Origin of the sequence: Xanthobacter aminoxidans, from assembly GCF_023571765.1 — a bacterium.
Lineage (GTDB): Bacteria > Pseudomonadota > Alphaproteobacteria > Rhizobiales > Xanthobacteraceae > Xanthobacter > Xanthobacter aminoxidans.
On sequence record NZ_JAMJXC010000001.1, the window covers coordinates 455,425 to 473,316 of the forward strand.

Annotated in this window: 17 protein-coding genes; 9 read left to right on the top strand and 8 right to left on the bottom strand. The window is 67.0% G+C overall.

Annotation, left to right across the window (positions count from 1 at the left end; all coding sequences use genetic code 11):
• The first annotated feature begins 64 nt into the window (after nucleotides 1–64).
• The 4 genes from EJ105_RS02045 to EJ105_RS02060 are packed head-to-tail and all read left to right on the top strand — an operon-like array spanning nucleotide 65 to nucleotide 3,653.
• On the top strand, nucleotides 65–994 hold the full coding sequence (locus EJ105_RS02045) for a hydrogen peroxide-inducible genes activator (protein WP_029556872.1): 930 nt from the start codon (nucleotides 65–67) through the stop codon (nucleotides 992–994).
• Between the two features lie 41 nt (nucleotides 995–1,035).
• Nucleotides 1,036–2,109, top strand: a complete 1,074-nt coding sequence (gene purM, locus EJ105_RS02050) for a phosphoribosylformylglycinamidine cyclo-ligase (protein ID WP_250165111.1) — start codon at nucleotides 1,036–1,038, stop codon at nucleotides 2,107–2,109.
• The gene (gene purN, locus EJ105_RS02055; RefSeq protein WP_250165112.1) at nucleotides 2,106–2,765 is read left to right on the top strand and encodes a phosphoribosylglycinamide formyltransferase; all 660 of its coding nucleotides are present in this window, start codon (nucleotides 2,106–2,108) and stop codon (nucleotides 2,763–2,765) included. The genes purM and purN overlap by 4 nt, the downstream gene beginning before the upstream one ends.
• A 6-nt stretch (nucleotides 2,766–2,771) precedes the next feature.
• Complete coding sequence (locus tag EJ105_RS02060) at nucleotides 2,772–3,653, top strand: hypothetical protein (RefSeq protein ID WP_250165113.1); 882 nt, start codon at nucleotides 2,772–2,774, stop codon at nucleotides 3,651–3,653.
• A gap of 31 nt (nucleotides 3,654–3,684) precedes the next feature.
• Here EJ105_RS02060 and EJ105_RS02065 read toward each other — a convergent pair whose 3' ends face one another.
• The 5 genes from EJ105_RS02065 to EJ105_RS02085 all read right to left on the bottom strand — a co-directional run bounded on the left by EJ105_RS02065 (nucleotide 3,685) and on the right by EJ105_RS02085 (nucleotide 8,870).
• On the bottom strand, nucleotides 3,685–5,805 hold the full coding sequence (locus EJ105_RS02065) for a molybdopterin-containing oxidoreductase family protein (protein ID WP_250165114.1): 2,121 nt from the start codon (nucleotides 5,803–5,805) through the stop codon (nucleotides 3,685–3,687).
• Between the two features lie 68 nt (nucleotides 5,806–5,873).
• Nucleotides 5,874–6,617 (bottom strand): TerC family protein, encoded by a 744-nt coding sequence (locus EJ105_RS02070; RefSeq protein ID WP_250165115.1) that lies wholly within the window; start codon nucleotides 6,615–6,617, stop codon nucleotides 5,874–5,876.
• A gap of 168 nt (nucleotides 6,618–6,785) precedes the next feature.
• Nucleotides 6,786–7,493 carry a TerC family protein gene (locus EJ105_RS02075; RefSeq protein ID WP_250165116.1) on the bottom strand — a complete coding sequence of 236 codons (708 nt, stop codon included), beginning with the start codon at nucleotides 7,491–7,493 and terminating at the stop codon, nucleotides 6,786–6,788.
• Nucleotides 7,494–7,673: 180 nt separating this feature from the next.
• On the bottom strand, nucleotides 7,674–8,096 hold the full coding sequence (ndk, locus tag EJ105_RS02080) for a nucleoside-diphosphate kinase (RefSeq protein WP_024277270.1): 423 nt from the start codon (nucleotides 8,094–8,096) through the stop codon (nucleotides 7,674–7,676).
• A 114-nt stretch (nucleotides 8,097–8,210) separates the two neighbouring features.
• Nucleotides 8,211–8,870, bottom strand: a complete 660-nt coding sequence (locus EJ105_RS02085) for a TetR/AcrR family transcriptional regulator (RefSeq protein ID WP_051678977.1) — start codon at nucleotides 8,868–8,870, stop codon at nucleotides 8,211–8,213.
• Between the two features lie 87 nt (nucleotides 8,871–8,957).
• Here EJ105_RS02085 and EJ105_RS02090 point away from each other — a divergent pair, with 87 nt between their 5' ends.
• The 3 genes from EJ105_RS02090 to EJ105_RS02100 all read left to right on the top strand — a co-directional run bounded on the left by EJ105_RS02090 (nucleotide 8,958) and on the right by EJ105_RS02100 (nucleotide 11,725).
• Nucleotides 8,958–9,944, top strand: coding sequence for an aldo/keto reductase (locus tag EJ105_RS02090; RefSeq protein WP_029556879.1), 987 nt, complete (start codon nucleotides 8,958–8,960; stop codon nucleotides 9,942–9,944).
• Between the two features lie 193 nt (nucleotides 9,945–10,137).
• Nucleotides 10,138–11,160: a sulfate ABC transporter substrate-binding protein gene (locus tag EJ105_RS02095; RefSeq protein WP_029556880.1), complete on the top strand. Its 1,023-nt coding sequence runs from the start codon at nucleotides 10,138–10,140 to the stop codon at nucleotides 11,158–11,160.
• Between the two features lie 211 nt (nucleotides 11,161–11,371).
• Nucleotides 11,372–11,725 carry a (2Fe-2S) ferredoxin domain-containing protein gene (locus tag EJ105_RS02100; protein WP_029556881.1) on the top strand — a complete coding sequence of 118 codons (354 nt, stop codon included), beginning with the start codon at nucleotides 11,372–11,374 and terminating at the stop codon, nucleotides 11,723–11,725.
• 157 nt (nucleotides 11,726–11,882) lie between these two features.
• On the opposite strand, the gene EJ105_RS02105 is transcribed toward EJ105_RS02100, so the two are convergent.
• The 3 genes from EJ105_RS02105 to EJ105_RS02115 are packed head-to-tail and all read right to left on the bottom strand — an operon-like array spanning nucleotide 11,883 to nucleotide 14,951.
• Complete coding sequence (locus EJ105_RS02105) at nucleotides 11,883–12,992, bottom strand: histidine kinase dimerization/phosphoacceptor domain -containing protein (protein ID WP_245279323.1); 1,110 nt, start codon at nucleotides 12,990–12,992, stop codon at nucleotides 11,883–11,885.
• A gap of 11 nt (nucleotides 12,993–13,003) precedes the next feature.
• Entirely contained in the window at nucleotides 13,004–13,441 is a 438-nt protein-coding gene (locus EJ105_RS02110) for a response regulator (protein ID WP_024277276.1), read from the bottom strand.
• Nucleotides 13,434–14,951, bottom strand: coding sequence for a sensor histidine kinase (locus EJ105_RS02115; RefSeq protein ID WP_250165117.1), 1,518 nt, complete (start codon nucleotides 14,949–14,951; stop codon nucleotides 13,434–13,436). The genes EJ105_RS02110 and EJ105_RS02115 overlap by 8 nt, the downstream gene beginning before the upstream one ends.
• Before the next feature lie 287 nt (nucleotides 14,952–15,238).
• Here EJ105_RS02115 and EJ105_RS02120 point away from each other — a divergent pair, with 287 nt between their 5' ends.
• Entirely contained in the window at nucleotides 15,239–16,642 is a 1,404-nt protein-coding gene (locus EJ105_RS02120; RefSeq protein ID WP_250165118.1) for a glutamine synthetase family protein, read from the top strand.
• A gap of 107 nt (nucleotides 16,643–16,749) precedes the next feature.
• Nucleotides 16,750–17,856: a polyamine ABC transporter substrate-binding protein gene (locus tag EJ105_RS02125; RefSeq protein WP_029556885.1), complete on the top strand. Its 1,107-nt coding sequence runs from the start codon at nucleotides 16,750–16,752 to the stop codon at nucleotides 17,854–17,856.
• Nucleotides 17,857–17,892: the final 36 nt, after the last annotated feature.

Consider the following 17,892-nt stretch of genomic DNA (forward strand, 5'->3'; position numbering starts at 1 on the left):
GGCCGTGAGTTGGAATAAGCACAAATCAGATTGCATTGAGTTTTTGATAAGGTAATCTTATCACGTGCTCTCCACCCGTCAGCTCCGCTACTTTGACGCCCTCGCCCGCCACCGTCATTTCGGCCGTGCGGCGGAGGAATGCGCCGTCACCCAGCCGGCCCTTTCCATGCAGATCCGCGAGATGGAGGAGGCGCTCGGCGTGCGCCTCGTCGAGCGGGGGCGCAGCGGTGTGCGGCTGACGCCGGTGGGGGAGGAGGCGGCCTCCCGCGCCCGCGGCGTGCTCGCGGCCCTCGCGGACATGGAGCGCACCATCCGCGATCGCGGGCGCCTGCTGGAAGGGCGGATGCGGCTCGGCGTCATCCCCTCCATCGCGCCCTATCTCCTGCCGCGCCTGCTGCCGGAGATGGCGGGCCGCTGGCCGGGCGTCGAGATCGCGCTGCGGGAGAGCCAGACCGAGCAATTGGTGAACGACCTCGCCCATGGCGACCTCGACCTCGTCATCCTTTCCCTCCCGGTGGAGCACCCGGCGCTGGAGACCAAGGCGCTGTTCGAGGACCCGTTCCTGCTCGCCGTTCCCGAAAGTTCGGCGGATTTTCCGGGCGAGACCGCGGCCGCCGAGGACATCCTCGCCGCCGACCTCCTGCTGCTGGAGGACGGCCACTGCTTCCGCGACCAGGCGCTCAACGTCTGCCGCAAGGTGGATGCCCGCCAGCTGCGGCGCTTCGGCGCCTCCAGCCTGTCCACGCTGGCTCAACTGGTCGCCAACGGGCAGGGCGTGACGCTGCTGCCGCAGATGTTCGTAGCATCAGAGGGCGGGCGCATCCCGCGCGTGCGGCTGCTGCGCTTTCCCGATCCCGCTCCGTCGCGCACCATCGGCCTCGTCTGGCGGCGCACGTTGCCGTTCCGCGACGACGTGGAGCAGGTCGCCGCCATGGTCCGGGCCTGCCGCCCGGCTGTGCAAGACGGCGAAGACCGGCGCTCTGCCTTGCTTTGACCCGCGTTCGCGGCTAAGCCCCGCGCAAAGACGGGGATCCTATGGCTCAGGACGGACTTTCCTACCGCGACGCGGGCGTGGACATCGATGCGGGCAACCGGCTGGTCGATCTCATCAAGCCGCTGGTGAAGGCCACCGCCCGGCCGGGCGCCGACGCGGACATCGGCGGCTTCGGCGGCGTGTTCGACCTGAAGGCGGCGGGATTCGCCGATCCCCTCCTCATCGCCACCACCGACGGCGTGGGCACCAAGCTCAAGATCGCCATCGATACCGGCGTGCACGACACCATCGGCATCGACCTCGTGGCCATGTGCGTCAACGACCTCGTGGTGCAGGGCGCCGAGCCGCTGCTGTTCCTCGATTATTTCGCCACCGGCCGCCTCGCGCCGGATGTGGGCGCCCATATCGTCGCGGGCATCGCGCGGGCCTGCAAGGCAGCCGGCTGCGCCCTCATCGGCGGCGAGACGGCCGAGATGCCGGGCATGTACCGCGACGGCGACTATGACCTCGCCGGCTTCTCCCTCGGCGCCGTCGAGCGCACCGAGCTTTTGCCGCGCAAGGATGTTGGCCCGGGCGACGTGATCCTCGGCCTCGCCTCGGACGGCGTGCATTCCAACGGCTATTCGCTGGTGCGCCGCATCGTCGAGCGTTCCGGCCTCGCCTGGACCGACGAGGCGCCCTTCAACAAGGGTCAGAACCTCGGCACCGCGCTCCTCACGCCGACCCGGCTCTATGTGAAGAGCGTACTCTCCGTCATCCGCGCGACCGGCGCGGTGAAGGCCCTCGCCCATGTCACCGGCGGCGGCATCACCGAGAACCTGCCGCGCGTGCTGCCGGCCGGGACCATCGCCCGCATCGACCTCTCCAACCTCATCGTCCCCCCGGTCTTCCGCTGGCTGGCCAGCGTCGGCGCGGTGGCGCCGGAAGAGATGCTGCGCGCCTTCAACTGCGGCGTCGGCATGGCCGTGGTGGTGCCGGTGGAGCGCGAGGAAGAGGTGGCCGACGCCTTCGCCGCCGCGGGCGAGACAGTGATCCGCCTCGGCGTCATCGAGCCCGGCGCCGGCGCGGCCCATGTGGTCTATGACGGGGCCGCCGACTTCGGGTTCGCGTCATGAGCGAGGCGGCGCCGAAACGCACCGCGATCCTCATCTCCGGTCGCGGCTCCAACATGGCGGCTTTGGTGAAGGCCGCCGAGGCGCCGGATTTTCCGGCCGAGATCGCGCTGGTCCTTTCCAACCGCGAGGACGCCGCCGGCCTCGACTTCGCCAAGGAGCACGGCGTGCCGACCCTCGTGCTGTCGCACAAGGGCTATTCCGACCGCCTCGCCTTCGACGCGGCCCTCGACGCCTATCTGAAGGCCGAGGGCATCGAGATCGTCTGCCTCGCCGGCTTTATGCGCCTGCTCACCCCCTGGCTGGTGGAGCGCTGGCGCAACCGGATGATCAACGTCCACCCTTCGCTCCTGCCGAGCTTCAAGGGCCTGCACACCCACGAGCGGGCGCTGGAGGCGGGGGTGCGGTTCCACGGCTGCACCGTTCATTTCGTGCGCGCCGAGATGGACGAGGGGCCGATCATTCTCCAGGCGGCCGTGCCGGTGGAAGCCGACGACACGCCGGACGTCCTCGCCGCTCGCGTGCTGGCGCAGGAGCACGTGATCTACCCCAAGGGGCTGGAGCTTCTGGCCGCCGGCCGGCTGAAGGTCGCCGACGAGCGGGTGGAGATCACCGGCGCCAAGGGCGGTCTGCCGCCGCTGGTTTCGCCAGGGGTGTGAGGTCGAATGGGGCGCGGGAGCTGGGCGATCATTCTGCTGGCGCTCCTCGCTCCGGCTGCCGGGCGGGCTGAGGCCCCTTCCTCCTGCGTTTGCGATGAAGAAGGCGCACTGTCCGGCTGGAGGCGGGCCTACCTTCAAGCCCGGTTCGGGAATTGCGACTCTCCTGATCTCCAGAATTCAGACGATCGCCAGGTTGGGCGGGTCACATACGGCGGCGTCTACCGCGACGCGTCCGTAACCCCGATCTCCGCGAACATCATAGGCGACGTGGCCAGCCTGAGCGACATCCTCACCTTCAACCGGGCGCTCAATCCCGATGGTTCCATAAATGCCACGGTCAACAGCAGCCGTCCTCCTCTGATCGTTCTTCAATATCTGGATCAGAAGATTCAGGTGAGATATGTCCCCGGTCGTTCAATTCAGTACGTCGCCGATGCAGACGCTCCGCCAGCGCACGACCAATCTGTGAGGAAAATGTCATTTTTCGTTTCGTCGTCTGACGACGAATTGAAGAGTGCCGCAAAGGCGTTCTTGCCGGAAGACAATTACATTGTGGATCGGGAAGCGCTGCCGAACGGATGTGGATTGGCGCGATACCGACTGTCGACGAACGTAGCCGCAACCTTCGTTCGGATCATGCCGGATGCCAGCCTCGCCTCACGGGCGCGCTGCATCCTGACCGGCACGCTCTATCATTACGGCTTCTCGGGCGCAGCTTATGTCTACGGCTCTCCACTCACCGAAGTGGACGAGAAAGGCCACGCAGTACCGGCCCTGAAGGACCGCTGGTTCGCCCTCGCCGGCCCCGAGGGGCGTGCATTCGCGCCAATGCCGGGCGTGAACCGGTGCGACGCCGCCCGTGACCTCAGCAGACTACCGGTCCAATAGCTCCGGCGATCCCGCAAGCCGTTTCCTTCCTCTAAACCCCGACCTTCACCACCCGCACCTTGTTGTCATGAAAGGCCGCGCCGCCCACCGGTGCCACCGGATCGGCGCCTGTCAGCGTATTGATGCCGTGCCCGCCGCGATGGGCACCGGCCGGCTGGATCTGCTCGGAGACCACGACACCGCGCCGCAGCCCGTCGAACAGGCGGACGCGCAGTTCCACTCGCCCGCGCGGGTTCTCCACCGCCACCAGATCGTCCTCGGCCACACCCAGCGCCGCTGCGTCATCCGGATGGACCAGCAGGGAAGGCGCGCCCTCCTTCTCCTGCGAGGTGGGGGTCTCGGTGAAGGAGGAGTTGAGGAAGTTGCGGGCCGGCGCGGTGACGAGCCGGAAGGGATGGGCTGCATCCGCCTCCTCGATCACCGCCCAATGGTCGGGCAGGGCCGGCATGTCCGCCACCGGGCCGAACTTGCCGGGCGCGGGGAATGCGAGGTTCGCCCAGTCCACCGCGAGGTGGAAGCGCTTGTCGCGGTGGGCGAAACCGTCGAGGAAATGGGCGGCGCGGAAGTCTTGGCCCACGTCCATGAAGCGGGCGTCCTCCAGCGCTTCCACCGGACCGCGACCGCTCTCGCGCAGGGTCCAGTCGATCAGCTCGCGGGCGGTCATGGCGAAGCCGGGGTGCTCGGCGCCGAGGCGTGAGGCCAGAGCGCAGATCACGTCGTGGTTGGTGCGGCACTCGCCCGGCGGCTCGACCAGCTTGGTGCCGATCTGGATGTGGGGATGGCCGCCCGCGCCGTAGATGTCGTCATGCTCGGTGAACATGGTGGCGGGCAGCACGATGTCCGCCATCTTCGCCGTATCGGTCATGAACTGCTCGTGGACCGCGACGAACAGGTCGTCCCGCGCGAAGCCGCGCTTCACCTTGTCCTGCTCGGGGGCGACGGCGACCGGATTGGTGTTCTGGATGAACAGCGCCGCCACCTTGCCGCCGCCCGCCAGCGCATCTTCCTCGCCCATCAGGATGGGGCCGATGCGGGACTGGTCGAGGGCGCGCACGGTGGGATCGAGTCGGTCCAGCCCCTCGATCATCTTCTTGCGCCAGCCATAGGTGCCGGACATGGAGTGCAGCGCGCCGCCGCCGAGATGCTGCCAGCTTCCGGCCACCACCGGGATGGACGCCACCGAGTGCATGTTCACCGCGCCATTGCGGCTGCGGGAGAAGCCATAGCCGATGCGGAAATAGGAGGCGGGCGTCGTGCCCACGAGCCGCGCATAGGCCTCGATTTCATCGACCGGCAGGCCGCAGAGCGCGGAGGCCCATTCGGGCGTGCGGGTGGCGAGATGCGTCTCCAGCGCGGCAGCGTCGCGGGCGTAGCGCTCCAGATAGGCGCGGTCGGCGAGGCCGTCGCGGAAGAGCACGTGCATCACCGCGCAGGCCAGCGCCCCGTCGGTGCCGGGGCGGATGAGGAGGGGAATGTCCGCCTGCTCCATGGTGGGCGTCCGATAGACATCCACCACCGCGATCTTGGCGCCGTGCTTCTTCCGGGCGTGGATGGCATGGGTCATCACGTTGACCTGCGTGGACACCGCATTGGTGCCCCACAGGGTGATGAGGCCGGAAGAGGCCATCTCGCTCGGGTCCACGCCGGAGATTTGGCCGGCGCCGGCCATGTAGCCGCTCCAGGCGGGATTGACGCAGATGGACGCGAAGAAGCGCGAATAGCGCTTCACATGGGTCAACCGGTTGATGCCGTCGCGCATCACGAGGCCCATGGTGCCGGCATAATAGTACGGCCAGACGGACTCGGCGCCGTGCTCGCGCTCGGCCTTCAGGAGGCCTTCGGCCACCCGGTCCAGCGCCTCGTCCCACGAAATGCGGGTGAACTGGCCCGAGCCCTTGGGGCCGGTGCGCAGCAGGGGACGGGTCAGGCGGTCCGGGTGGTTCGCCCGCTCGGCATAGCGGGCGACCTTCGCGCAGATGACGCCGGCGGTATAGCGCTGATCCTTGGAGCCATGCACCCGGCCGATGCGGCCGTCGGCCATCACGTCCACCTTCAGGGCGCAGACGGACGGGCAGTCATGGGGACAGACGGACGGGTGGGTCGCAACCGGGCTGTGGGCGGTGTGCGAAACGGTCGGGGCATGGACGTTCATGGCCCCGAGACAATAAAGGGGGCGACGCGTTCCGTCGCCCCCTTTTCAGGTCTTACGTTAGGAGAGGCTCAGGCGCCGTGCCCGGCCTCGGCGGCGCGGTCGCGCTCCCGGTTGCGCAGGACGTAGCCGAGCCCCAGCACGAAGAGCGCTCCGATGGTGCTGGCCACATAATGGGGCAGGGCGGCCGGGTGGAGCCCGTCCTCCGCCACCTTCACCAGCGCCGGGTTGATGTGCTGCAGGTAGCTGAGCGCCATCACGTCGCCCACCAGCATCTCCCCCGCGATCCAGCCGAGCAGCGCCGCGCCAGCCCAGATGAGGATCGGGAAGCGTGTGAGCAGCGAGAGCAGCAACTGCGAGCCGAAGATGATGAGCGGGATGGTCAGCAGCAGGCCGAACACGAACAATTCCCAATGCCCGCGGGCGGCGGCGGCGATGGCCACCACATTGTCGAGGCTCATGACCGCGTCGGCGATGGCGATGGTTCGCACCGCCTTCCACAGGCTGTCCGAAGCGGCCACCTCGTGGGCATCGCCGCCGTTGTCGGTGACGAGCTTGATGGCGATCCAGAACAGCAGGAGCCCGCCCACCACCTTCAGGAACGGCACGCCGAGCAGGTAGGACACCGCCAGCGCGAACAGGATGCGCAGGCCCACCGCCGCGCCAGCCCCGAGCAGGATGCCCCATTTGCGCTGTTTCGCCGGCAGCGAGCGGCAGGCCAGCGCGATCACCACCGCATTGTCGCCGGACAGGAGCAGGTCGATCCAGATGATCTGCAGAAGGGCGACCCAGAAGGTCGGCGCGGTGAAATCCATCGTCCACTCCATGGGGTGCAGGCGGGTGATGCGGGCGGGGCCCTCGGGTTTGGGCGCGCCGCAGTTATTATTACGTTGCGTCATGTTGATGACGCAGCAGATCTTCCGTTACGTCAATTAAAGGGCAGAAAAAAGGGGCCGGATGCGGCCCCTTTCGTCTCGATCGTCTCAGACTGCGAGGTCGTCGTGGGCGTGCGCGCGCCGACCCTTGTACCAGCGCAGGGCCAGCGCGAGGCCGACCACAAGCGCGGCGCCTCCAGCCGAAACGATGCGGTGGAGGTGATGGGTGGTCTCTTCGCCCAGGCGCTCGATGATGGCCACATCGCCGAGCAGCATGTCGCCGGCCACCCAGCCGAGCAGCGCCGCGCCGGCCCAGACCAGCAGCGGGAAGCGGTTGATGAGGGCCATCACCAGCGACGAGCCGGCGATGATGAGCGGAATGGAGATGGCGAGGCCGAAGACCAGCAGGAACCAGTTGCCGTCGGCGATGGCGGCCACGGCCACCACGTTGTCGAGGCTCATGACGATGTCGGCCACCGCCACCGTGCCCACGGCCTTCCAGAGGTTGTCGCTGGATTGAATGGCCTCTTCGCCGCCCTCGTCGGGGCTGGCGAGATCCACCGCGATCCACATGAGGGCGAGCGAGCCCACGAGCTTCAGCCACGGCAGGGCCAGAAGTGTCGCGACGATGCCGGTGAAGATGATGCGCAGGCCGACGGCCACGCCGGCGCCGAGGATGATGCCCGTGCGGCGCACCTTCTCCGGCAATGAGCGGCAGGCGAGGGCAATCACCACCGCGTTGTCGCCGGACAACAGGACGTTGATCCATATGATCTGCAGCAGTGCCAGCCAGAGCACTGGTGAATCGAGCGACATGATCCCTACCCCGGGCCATTAGAGCGTCAGCGTCACCGCCAGATTGTATTCTGCGTCTGGTGCGCCGTATTTTGGATTTTGACGCTACGTTATTCTGCCGGAAGGGAACGCTCAACAAAAACCGGACGCCGCGGCGCACAAATTCGATCGCGCGCCGCGGAATCCTAATCAAATACCAGTTCAGCCGACGATTTCATTGCCGGAGAAGAACTGGGCGATCTCCACCTTCGCATTGTCGGTGCTGTCGGAGCCGTGGGCGGAATTCGCCTCGATGGACTCGGCGAACAGCTTGCGGATGGTGCCCTCGGCGGCGTTCGCCGGGTTGGTGGCGCCCATCACTTCGCGGTACTTGGCGACGGCGTTCTCGCCTTCGAGAACCTGCACCACCACCGGGCCGGAGGTCATGAAGGCCACGAGGTCGCCGAAGAAGGGGCGCTCCTTGTGGACGGCGTAGAAGGTCTCGGCCTCCTCGCGCGTCATGCGGATGCGCTTCTGGGCCACGATCTTGAGGCCTGCATTCTCGATGACGGCATTGATGGCGCCGGTGAGGTTCCGACGCGTGGCGTCGGGCTTGATGATCGAGAAAGTGCGCTCGATCGCCATGGGGGACCGTCCTGTCTGTTCATGGAAAAGGAATGCCGCGAGCATCCCGCGGATGGCGCGGCTCTTAGCAGGGGGGCGCCCAAGGGGCAAGGGAAGGGGCGAAATGCCCCGCCCTCAGCGGTCCTTCAGCACCCCGTCGATGGCCCGCTCCACCGCGGCGGAGGCATCGAACGCCACCGGCACGCCGAGCACCCGCGGCCAGAACAACGGCTCCTTGATGGCCCCCAGGAATTGCGCCGCCGCCAGCTGCGGATCGCTGGTGGCGAGGCGGCCTTCCCCGGCGAGGGTGGCGAAATAGGCGCCGAGGCCCTTCAGCGCCGGCTCCTTGCCCACGGCGAAATAGGCTTGCGACAGTTCGGGAAAGCGCGGCGCCTCGGCGATCACCAGCCGCAGCAGCGGCACAACGTCCGGCCGCTCCCAATGCTCGGTGAGACGCCCCACATAGGCGCGCAATACCGCTCGGGGATCGCCGGCGGTGTCGCCGGGCAGCATGGGCGCGCGGGTGAAGTGGGACCATGCGTCGTCGATGACCGCGGCGAACAGCTCGGCCTTGCCGGGAAAGTGCTGGTAGAGCGTGCGCTTGGAAACGGGGGCGGCCGCTGCGACGGCGTCCATGGAGGTGCCCTCATAGCCGCGCTCCAGAAACAGCCGGCGCGCGGCGGCGCGGATGCGCGGCACGGTGGTGCGGCGGTCGCGCCCCGTGCGGGCGTCAGCCGGTGCGAAATCGGTCGCGGCGCCCGGCACGGGCGGAGGGGAGGGACTGTCGCTTGACATAAGTACACTATACGGTGTAGTTTACATTCATGGCCAGCGCGGGTCCGCCTGGCTGTACCCTTCTTTCCCCTTCATATGAGGTCCCCCATGGACCATCGCTCCCTCGGTCGCTCGGGTCTGTCCGTGTCCGCCATCGGTCTCGGCTGCATGGGCATGTCTGAATTCTATGGGCCGAGCGACGACGAACAGTCGCTCGCGACCCTAGCAGCCGCTCTCGACCTCGGCATAAATTTCTTCGACACGGCCGACATGTACGGCGTCGGCCACAACGAGCGCCTGCTCGGCCGCTTCCTGAAAGGGCGGCGCGACAGGATCATCCTCGCCACCAAGTTCGGCAATGTGCGCGGCCCCAATGGCGAGCGCCTCGGCGTCTCCGGCACGCCGGACTATGTGCGCTCCGCCTGCGACGCCAGCCTCGAACGGCTCGGCATCGACACCATCGACCTCTATTACCAGCATCGCGTGGACCCCAAGACACCCATCGAGGAGACGGTGGGCGCCATGAAGGGGCTGGTGGAGGCCGGCAAGGTGCGCTTCCTCGGCCTCTCCGAATGCTCGGTGGCGACGCTGCGCAAGGCACACGCGGTGCATCCCATCTCCGCGGTGCAGATCGAATACTCCCTGTGGAGCCGTGATCCCGAAGAGGACATGCTGGCGGCCTGCCGCGAGCTTGGCGTCGCCTTCGTCGCCTATTCCCCGCTCGGCCGCTCCTTCCTGACCGGTGCGGTGACGAGCCCCGACACGCTCGCCGCCGACGATTTCCGCCGCGCCAATCCCCGCTTCAGCGGCGATGCGCTCAAGGCCAACCTCACGCTGGTGGAGGCGCTCAAGGACTTCGCCGCAGGGAAGGGGGCGACCAGTGCGCAGATCGCTTTGGCCTGGATCCTCAACAAGCAGGACAACGTGATCCCGATCCCCGGGACGCGGCGGCAGAAGTATCTGGAGGAGAACGTGGCTGCGACCCGCATCCGCCTCTCGCCGGAGGAGGTCGCCACCCTCGACGCGCTCTTCGCACCCGAGGCCGTGGCCGGCACCCGCTATCCCGAGGCCGCCATGGCGATGCTGAATCTCTGACGCCGGACGTCTGATCCGCCCGCGATTTCTGAAGGCCCGCGACCTGTTCGCGGGCCTTTCCTATTCCCATGGGGAAAGTTTCTGGGCGGCGGGCGCGCCGGGAGGTTCACAGTCCCGATTTCACATGCTAGACATGGTGCATGTGAATATAACATTTCATCATTTGTGAAATGTGAAATCGGGAGCACGTTCCATGATCACCCGCCGCGCCCTCCTCGCCACCGCGCTCGCCGGCGCGGCCGCGGCCCCGTTCGGCGCCGCGCCGTCGCTGGCCCAGCAGGGGCCGAACACGCTGCTGAACGTCTCCTACGACATCTCCCGTGAGCTGTTCACGGCCATCAATGCCGAGTTCATCCCGTTCTGGAAGGAGAAGACCGGCCAGCAGCTGACGGTGAACCAGAGCCACGCCGGCTCCTCGCGGCAGGCCCGCGCGGTCATCGAGGGGCTGGAGGCGGACGTGGTCACCTTCAACCAGGTGATCGACGTGGATACGCTCGCCAAGGCCGGCTATGTGGCCAAGGACTGGGCGAAGAAATTCCCCAATTCCGCCTCGCCCTATTATTCCTTCCCGGCCTTCCTCGTGCGCGCGGGCAACCCGAAGAACATCAAGGACTGGTCCGACCTCGTCCGTGACGACGTGAAGGTGATCTTCCCGAACCCCAAGACCTCGGGCAATGCGCGCTACACCTATCTTGCCGCCTATGCCTATGCGCTGGAGCAGAACAAGGGTGACGCCGCCAAGGCGGATGCCTTCGTGAAGAAGCTGCTTGCCAACGTCCCGGTGTTCGACACCGGCGGCCGTGCGGCCACCACCACCTTCGTGGAGCGTGACACCGGCGACGTGCTGGTGACCTTCGAGGCCGAGACCCGCACCATCGAGGGGCTCTATCCCGACAAGAAGCTCCTCACGGTCGTGCCATCCGTGAGCCTTCTCGCCGAGTTCCCGGTGGCGGTGGTGGACAAGGTGGTGGACAAGCGCGGCTCCCGCGCCTCCGCCACGGCCTATCTCGAGTTCCTCTATTCTCCGGCCGGGCAGACGGTGGCGGCCAAGGCCTTCCACCGGGTGGTGGACCCCAAGGTGGTCGAGGAATTCAAGGGCCAGTTCCCGCCCATCCGCCTCGTGAAGGTGGAGGACGTGTTCGGCGGGTGGGAGAAGGTGCAGGCCACCCATTTCGCTTCCGGCGGCAAGCTCGACAGCCTGTTCGTGGGCAAATGACCGTGTGACGCGTCGGGCGCGGGGCGCGGGGCGCGGGGCTCGGGGCGTGTCGCATTCCCGCCAGTCCGGCAATTCGCGCCGGCGTCCCTCGGGGGCGCCGGCGTTTCTGCATCTGCTATTCCCTTGAACGGCCGAAGCTTTCCGATGGCTTTGATGGGACGGCATGCAATTTGAATGGCTCCAGGGAACGCCCACCGAGCCGCGAGCCGTCATGTCCGAAGCCGCCGAAGTCGAAGTCCTCGATATCCCGCAGGTCTACACCCACCACGTCTTCTGCTGCTTCACCCAGCGGCCGCCGATGCATCCGCGCGGCTCCTGCGGGGCCAACGGTGCGCAGCCCTTGTGGGAGCGTCTGGGCAAGAAGCTGGAAGCCTCCGGCCGCCGCGACATCGCCATGACCTCCGCCGGCTGCCTGAGCTTCTGTCAGGCGGGGCCGATCATGGTCGTCTATCCCCAGGGCATCTGGTACACGCCCAAGACCCCCGAGGACATCGACGAGATCGTCACCGAGCATCTCCTCGGCGGCAAGCCGGTGGAGCGGCTCATCATCGTTCCCCGCATCTGAAAAGTCTGCGGGCAACGTCCTCACTGCTGTCATCGCCCGCCTTGTGCGGGCGATCCACGGTCGGGCCGGGACGGCTTTCCGGCAATCCGGACAAGCGGAGAGGTGGATCCCCCGGACGAGCCGGGGGATGACGGCTAATCACATCGAAGGCCGCGCCTCACGCCTTGGCGGGATCGGCGAGGCGGAAGGTGAGGCGCACGCAGGTGCCGCGATCGCGCGGGTCGAATGTCGGCTCGCAGCCGAGCTTCATGGACATGGCCTTGACGATGCGGTTGCCGAGGCCCGTGGACTTCGCGGGCTTTTCCGGGGAGATACCGGCGCCGTCGTCTTCCACGGTGAAGTCGAGCCGGTCGCCCATGCGCTTCAGCTTCACCCGCACCGGCCCCTCGCCGTCGGGATAGGCGTATTTCATGGCATTGATGACGAGTTCGGTGGCGATGATGCCCAGGGCCACGCCACGATCGGGGTCAATGTGGATGGGGTCCGCATCATAGGTGAGGGTGATGCCGCCGTGCTCGCGGTGCGCCGACACCTGAAGGTCGTCCAGCAGCGAGCCGATATACTGGTCGAGCGCAACGGTTGCGATCTGGTCGGAGGTGTAGAGGCGCCGGTGCACCTGTGCGACGGCGGAGACGCGGTTGCGGGCGGAATTCAGCGCTTCCTTCACCCGGGGCTCATCGGTGGCGCCGGCCTGCACGTTGAGCAGCGAGACGATGATCTGCAGCGAGTTGCCGACGCGGTGGTTCATCTCGCGCAGCAGCAGCGCCCGCTCGGCGGCCAGCGCCTCGAACCGGTCGCGGGCGGCGCGGATCTCGGCCTCCGCCGCCTCGTGGGCGCGGCGCATGCGCACCTGCTCCACCGCCAGCACGAACGCGGCGCGCAGCAGTTCGATGAAGTCGGCCTGCACCTCCTTCACCACATAGTCGGCCGCGCCCGCCTTGAGCGCGGCGACGGCGAGGCGCCCGTCCTGCGCGCCGGTGACGTAGACCACCGGCGGGGCGTTTTCGAGGGCGCGGATGGCGCGCAGGGTGGTCATGCCGTCCTGTCCGGGCATGTAGTGGTCGAGGGCGACCACGTCGAACCGCTCGGTGCCGAGCCGGGCCAGTCCGTCTTCGCCCGAGAAGGCCGGAACCACCTCGAACCCGAGCCGGCCGAGCTGGCGCTGCACCAGCCGCCCGAGGGCGGGGTCGTCGTCCACATAGAGCACGCGCAGCGGCGGCGGCGGAGCGGATGCCGCGTCCAGTTGGGTTGCCAGAGGGTCGGACACGGCGCATTCCATCAGTCGGTCTCCGGCACCTGGATGACGGAAAAGAACAGGCCAAGCTGCCGGATCGCGTTGGCGAAATTCTCGTAATTGACCGGCTTCGTCACATAGACATTGGCGCCGAGGTCATAGCAGCGCTGGATTTCCACCTTGTCGTCGGTGGTGGTGAGCACCACCACCGGCGAGCGCTTGAGATGCTCGTTCTGCTTGATGCGGCCGAGGATCTCCACGCCGGTCATGTCGGGCAGATTGAGGTCGAGCAGCACGAGGAGCGCGCGCCCGCTGCTCTCCCGCCCGCTGCCATCGGCGCCGAACAGGAAGTTGACGGCGCTGGTGCCGTCCCTGAAGGCGACGATCTCGTTGTTCACGCCGGCGCGCCGGATGTTCTTCTCGATGAGGCGCGCATGGCCCTCATCGTCCTCGATCATGATGATGGTGACGTGCTCAACCATGGTCCTTCTTTCCGGTCTCCGTGGGCAGGCGGCGCGGCACCGTCACCTTGAAGGTGGAGCCTTCGCCCAGCTTGGAATCGAGGGAGATGAGGCCACCCATGCGTCGCACCAGCGCGCGCACATGGGCCAGGCCGATGCCTTCGCCGGGGCGGTCTTGCCGGCCCGAGCGGCGGAACAGCTCGAACACCCGGCCGCGATCCTTGGGATCGATGCCCCGGCCGTTGTCCGCGATCACGAAGGTGACGAAGCCGGGCGTATCCACCGCGCTCACTTCCACCCGGAGCGGCACGTCGTCCCGCCGGTATTTGAAGGCGTTGTCGAGGAGGTTGGTGAAGATCTGCTCCAGCGCCAGCCGGTCGGACTGGATCACCGGCAGGCGCTTGATGGCGATCTCGCCGCCGGCCTCGTGAAGCTGGTGGGTCATGCTGTCCCGCAGGTTCGCGAACAATTGGCCCATGTCCACGTCCACCGGCACGAATTCCTTCCGGCCTTCCCGCGACAAGGCGAGGATGGCGTGGATGAGCCGGTCCATCCGGGTGATGGACGTCTTGATGAAGCCGAGGGCCTCCTCGAAGTCGGCGGCGATCTGCGCATCGGCCTCCGGCGCCTCGCCCGCCTGCGCCCTCAGCTGGGCGAGGCGTTCGAACAGGTCGCCGCGCATGGCCTCGATCTCGCTGGTGAAGCCCATGATGTTGACCAGCGGCGAGCGCAGATCGTGGCTGACGATGTAGGCGAAGCTCTGGATCTCGTCGTTGGCTTCCTTGAGGTCGGCGGTGCGCTCGGCGACGCGCTTCTCCAACCCCTGGTTGGCGGCCTCCAGCTCGCGCTGCGCCGCCTGCAAGGCGCCGACCTGGCGGCGATTGAGGGTGAGGGCGAGGGCGCCGAGGACCAGCACCACGGCGAGGCCGGCGAGGCTCACCACGGTGAGCCAGACCGTGCTGTCGTGGGAGGCGTCGGTCCGCTTGTCGAGCAGCTCGGTCTCCGCCGCCTTCATCTCCACCAGCAGCGTACCGAGGCGGGTCATGGCGCCCTCGGTGCGATCGGCCCGGAGGTCGGCGGTGGCGCTCTCCAGATCGCCCGCGGTCCTGAGCGCCATGGACCGCTCGTAGGAGGCAAGGCGTTCGGCGATCAGGGTGCGGGCCTCCGCCACGCGTTGCTGCTGCTCGGGATTATCTGCGGTGAGGGCGCCGATCTGTTCGAGCGTCGGCCCGGTCTGGGCCTTTGATTGCTCATAGAAGCGGGCGAAACCCTCGCGTCCGGTGATCAGGTAGCCGCGTTCGGCACTTTCCGTACGGCGGATGAGGACCTGCAATTGGGAAACGGCGTTCATCACCTGAAGCGTATGGGCGACGCTCTCCGCATCCGACCGCGCGCGGTGGATGAGGGAGATTGAAGACGCGCTGATGGCGACGAGGATGGCGAAGCCGAGCAGCAGGAGCAGCGTCGGGCCCGGTGTCGCGAAGCGGCGTTGCCAGGGGCGCGGGGCGGTTTCGCTGAGGGTGGCCGTCATGACGGGGTACCAACGGGCGGAATGGGAAGGCGCGCGCGCCAATGCGCCCGCCGGCCGAACGTGGCCGAGCGGGCCTTAACCGTGCCGCGCGCGGAAGCCGCCTCACCGAGGGCGCGAGCCGCCCATTGTCCCATTTCGTCCCGCCTCTCTGGCGGCGCGGTAACAAGAAACCTCTACGGGATCAATCCGCGCCCGCTCAAGGTGTGATAAGTGCGGACTCGCTTGAAGGTTCCCCGCGTTAGCGCTTGGATGCGGCTTGAACGTCGCTTTTTTGAAGACGGAGTATCATGCCGGTCACACTCCCCGGCCGCCGACCCGACGAGGCCTCTGCCACAGCAGAGCCTGCCGACGAGGTCGCGGCCTATCTTTCCACCTACGGCGAGCCGGAGGTGGTGGAAGTGCTTCTGCCCGACACGTCCGCGGTGCTGCGCGGCAAATGGATCCCCGGCCGGTCCATCACCAAGATCTGGAAGGACGGGGTGGCCATCCCGCTCTCCATCTTCGGCCTCGATATTTGGGGTTGCGAGGTGGAGGCCACCGAGATCCACCTGGAGACCGGCGACAAGGACGGCCTGTGCTGGCCGGTGGCGGGCACGCTGAAGCCCGTGCCCTGGGCGCCGCGGCCCACCGCGCAGGTGCTCATCACCATGCATGAGCCCGACGGCTCGGCCAAGGGCGCGCCGTGGAAGCTCGATCCGCGCCAGCAGCTTGCCGGCATCGTGGACCGCTTCACCGCGCGGGGCCTTGCCCCCTGCGTCGCCTTCGAGCTGGAATTCTATCTGCTGAAGCCGTCCGACGTGCCCGGCGCGCCGCCGGAACCGGTGTTCCCCGCCACCGGGCAGGCGCGGCAGAACATGTATTCCATGTCGGACCTCGACGCCTTCGCGCCGGTGCTCCACGACATGCGCGCCGCCTGCGAGCAGCAGGGCCTGCCGGCGGATACGGTGATCTCCGAGGCGGCGCCCGGCCAGTTCGAGGTCAATCTCTACCACCGCGTGGATGCGCTCGCGGCGGCGGACGACGCCATATTGCTGCGCCGGCTCATCGACGGTGTCGCACGGCGCCACGGCCTGCGCGCCAGCTTCATGGCCAAACCCCTCGTGGACTTCGCCGGCAACGGCATGCATGTCCATGTGAGCCTGATGGAGACGGGCGGCGGCAATGTCTTCGCCAAGCCCGATGGCGTGGGCGACCGGGCCCTGCGCCATGCCGCCGGGGGGCTCCTCGCCACCATGGCGGACTCAACGCTGTTGTTCGTGCCCAGCTACAACGGCTATCGCCGCCTGGTGCCGGGCTCCTATGCGCCGGTCTCCATCAGCTGGGGCTATGACAACCGCTCGGTGGCCGTGCGCGTGCCCAACGGACCGCCCGCCGCCCGCCGGCTGGAGCATCGCATCGCCGGGGCAGAAGCCCATCCCCATCTCGTCCTCGCCGGCATTCTCGCCGGCATGCTGGAGGGTCTGGAACGGGAGATCGAGCCGCCTGCGCCGCTCTCGGGCAATGCCTACGAGCACGCGGCCGAGCGCCTTTCCCCCTCCATGGAGGAGGCGGTGCGGCGGTTCTTTGCATCCGATTTCATCGCCCGCGCCTTCGGTGAGGACTATCGCCGCATCTATGGCGTGATGAAGCAGGAGGAGCTTGCCGCCTTTACCCGGCAGATTCTACCGCTGGAATACGACACCTACCTCTGAGCGCTGCGGCGTGGCCGTTTCCTGTTGAGCGTTGTGCCGCAACGCAATAGCCTTCCACCACCGGGGACGGCAGGATAAGCCCGCCCCGCGCAAGAGGAGAACGGCGGATGCTTCGCCAAACGCTAGCTGCAGTCGTCGTGGCCACGCTCGGCCTTACCGGCGTGGCGACGGCCCAGGAAAAGGTCGTCAACGTCTTCAACTGGTCGGACTATATCGATCCGACCGTGCTGGAAGATTTCACCAAGGAAACCGGCATCAAGGTCCGCTACGACGTCTTCGACAGCAACGAGGTGCTGGAGACGAAGCTGCTGGCGGGCAAGACCGGCTACGACGTTGTGGTGCCGTCCGGCTCCTTCCTGCAGCGGCAGATCAAGGCGGGCGTGTTCATCCCCCTCGACAAGTCCAAGATCCCGAACCTGCAGTACGCCTGGCCCGAGGTCACGAAGCGCCTCGCCGTGTATGACCCCGGCAACGATCACGCCGTCAACTACATGTGGGGCACCACCGGCATCGGCTACAACGTGGACAAGGTGAAGGAGCGCCTCGGCGACATCCCACTCAACACCTGGGACATCATGTTCAAGCCGGAGATCCTCTCCAAGCTGAAGGACTGCGGCGTCTACTTCCTCGACGGCCCGGAGGAGGTGATCCCCACCGCGATGAAGTATCTGGGTCTTGATCCCAATTCCAAGAATCCGGACGACATCGCCAAGGCCGGCACTCTGCTCATGACGGTCCGGCCCTACATCAAGAAGTTCGATTCCTCGGGCTACATCAACGCTCTTGCCCGCGGCGACATCTGTATCGCCCTCGGCTGGTCCGGCGACATCTACCAGGCCAGGACCCGCGCCCAGGAGGCGGCGAAGAAGACCAAGAAGAAGCTGGTGAACGTGGATTATGCGCTGCCGAAGGAAGGCGCGCTCATGTGGTTCGACAACTTCGCCATCCCCAAGGATGCGAAGAACATCGACAATGCCCTCACCTTCATCAACTACATGATGAGGCCCGAGGTGGCGGCGAAGAACTCGAACTTCATTTCCTACGCGAACGGCAACCTCGCCTCGCAGAAGTTCATCGACAAGGATATCATGGATAACCCGTCCATCTATCCGACGAAGGAGGTGTTCGACCGCCTCTTCATCGTCACCACCAACGAGCCGCCGGTGCAGCGGGTCATCACCAAGACCTGGAACACCTTCAAGCGCGGGAAGTGAGGCGCGGCCGGTTTCATTCCGGCCTGAAAAAGAAAG

Excerpts from the sequence above, each read along its gene's own strand:
- purM (WP_250165111.1), top strand. The coding sequence starts at position 1,036 with ATGGCTCAGGACGGACTTTCCTACCGCGACGCGGGCGTGGACATCGAT.
- purN (WP_250165112.1), top strand. The coding sequence starts at position 2,106 with ATGAGCGAGGCGGCGCCGAAACGCACCGCGATCCTCATCTCCGGTCGC.
- EJ105_RS02060 (WP_250165113.1), top strand. The coding sequence starts at position 2,772 with ATGGGGCGCGGGAGCTGGGCGATCATTCTGCTGGCGCTCCTCGCTCCG.
- EJ105_RS02065 (WP_250165114.1), bottom strand. The coding sequence starts at position 5,805 with ATGAACGTCCATGCCCCGACCGTTTCGCACACCGCCCACAGCCCGGTT.
- EJ105_RS02070 (WP_250165115.1), bottom strand. The coding sequence starts at position 6,617 with ATGGATTTCACCGCGCCGACCTTCTGGGTCGCCCTTCTGCAGATCATC.
- EJ105_RS02075 (WP_250165116.1), bottom strand. The coding sequence starts at position 7,493 with ATGTCGCTCGATTCACCAGTGCTCTGGCTGGCACTGCTGCAGATCATA.
- ndk (WP_024277270.1), bottom strand. The coding sequence starts at position 8,096 with ATGGCGATCGAGCGCACTTTCTCGATCATCAAGCCCGACGCCACGCGT.
- EJ105_RS02085 (WP_051678977.1), bottom strand. The coding sequence starts at position 8,870 with ATGTCAAGCGACAGTCCCTCCCCTCCGCCCGTGCCGGGCGCCGCGACC.
- EJ105_RS02090 (WP_029556879.1), top strand. The coding sequence starts at position 8,958 with ATGGACCATCGCTCCCTCGGTCGCTCGGGTCTGTCCGTGTCCGCCATC.
- EJ105_RS02095 (WP_029556880.1), top strand. The coding sequence starts at position 10,138 with ATGATCACCCGCCGCGCCCTCCTCGCCACCGCGCTCGCCGGCGCGGCC.
- EJ105_RS02100 (WP_029556881.1), top strand. The coding sequence starts at position 11,372 with ATGTCCGAAGCCGCCGAAGTCGAAGTCCTCGATATCCCGCAGGTCTAC.
- EJ105_RS02110 (WP_024277276.1), bottom strand. The coding sequence starts at position 13,441 with ATGGTTGAGCACGTCACCATCATCATGATCGAGGACGATGAGGGCCAT.
- EJ105_RS02115 (WP_250165117.1), bottom strand. The coding sequence starts at position 14,951 with ATGACGGCCACCCTCAGCGAAACCGCCCCGCGCCCCTGGCAACGCCGC.
- EJ105_RS02120 (WP_250165118.1), top strand. The coding sequence starts at position 15,239 with ATGCCGGTCACACTCCCCGGCCGCCGACCCGACGAGGCCTCTGCCACA.
- EJ105_RS02125 (WP_029556885.1), top strand. The coding sequence starts at position 16,750 with ATGCTTCGCCAAACGCTAGCTGCAGTCGTCGTGGCCACGCTCGGCCTT.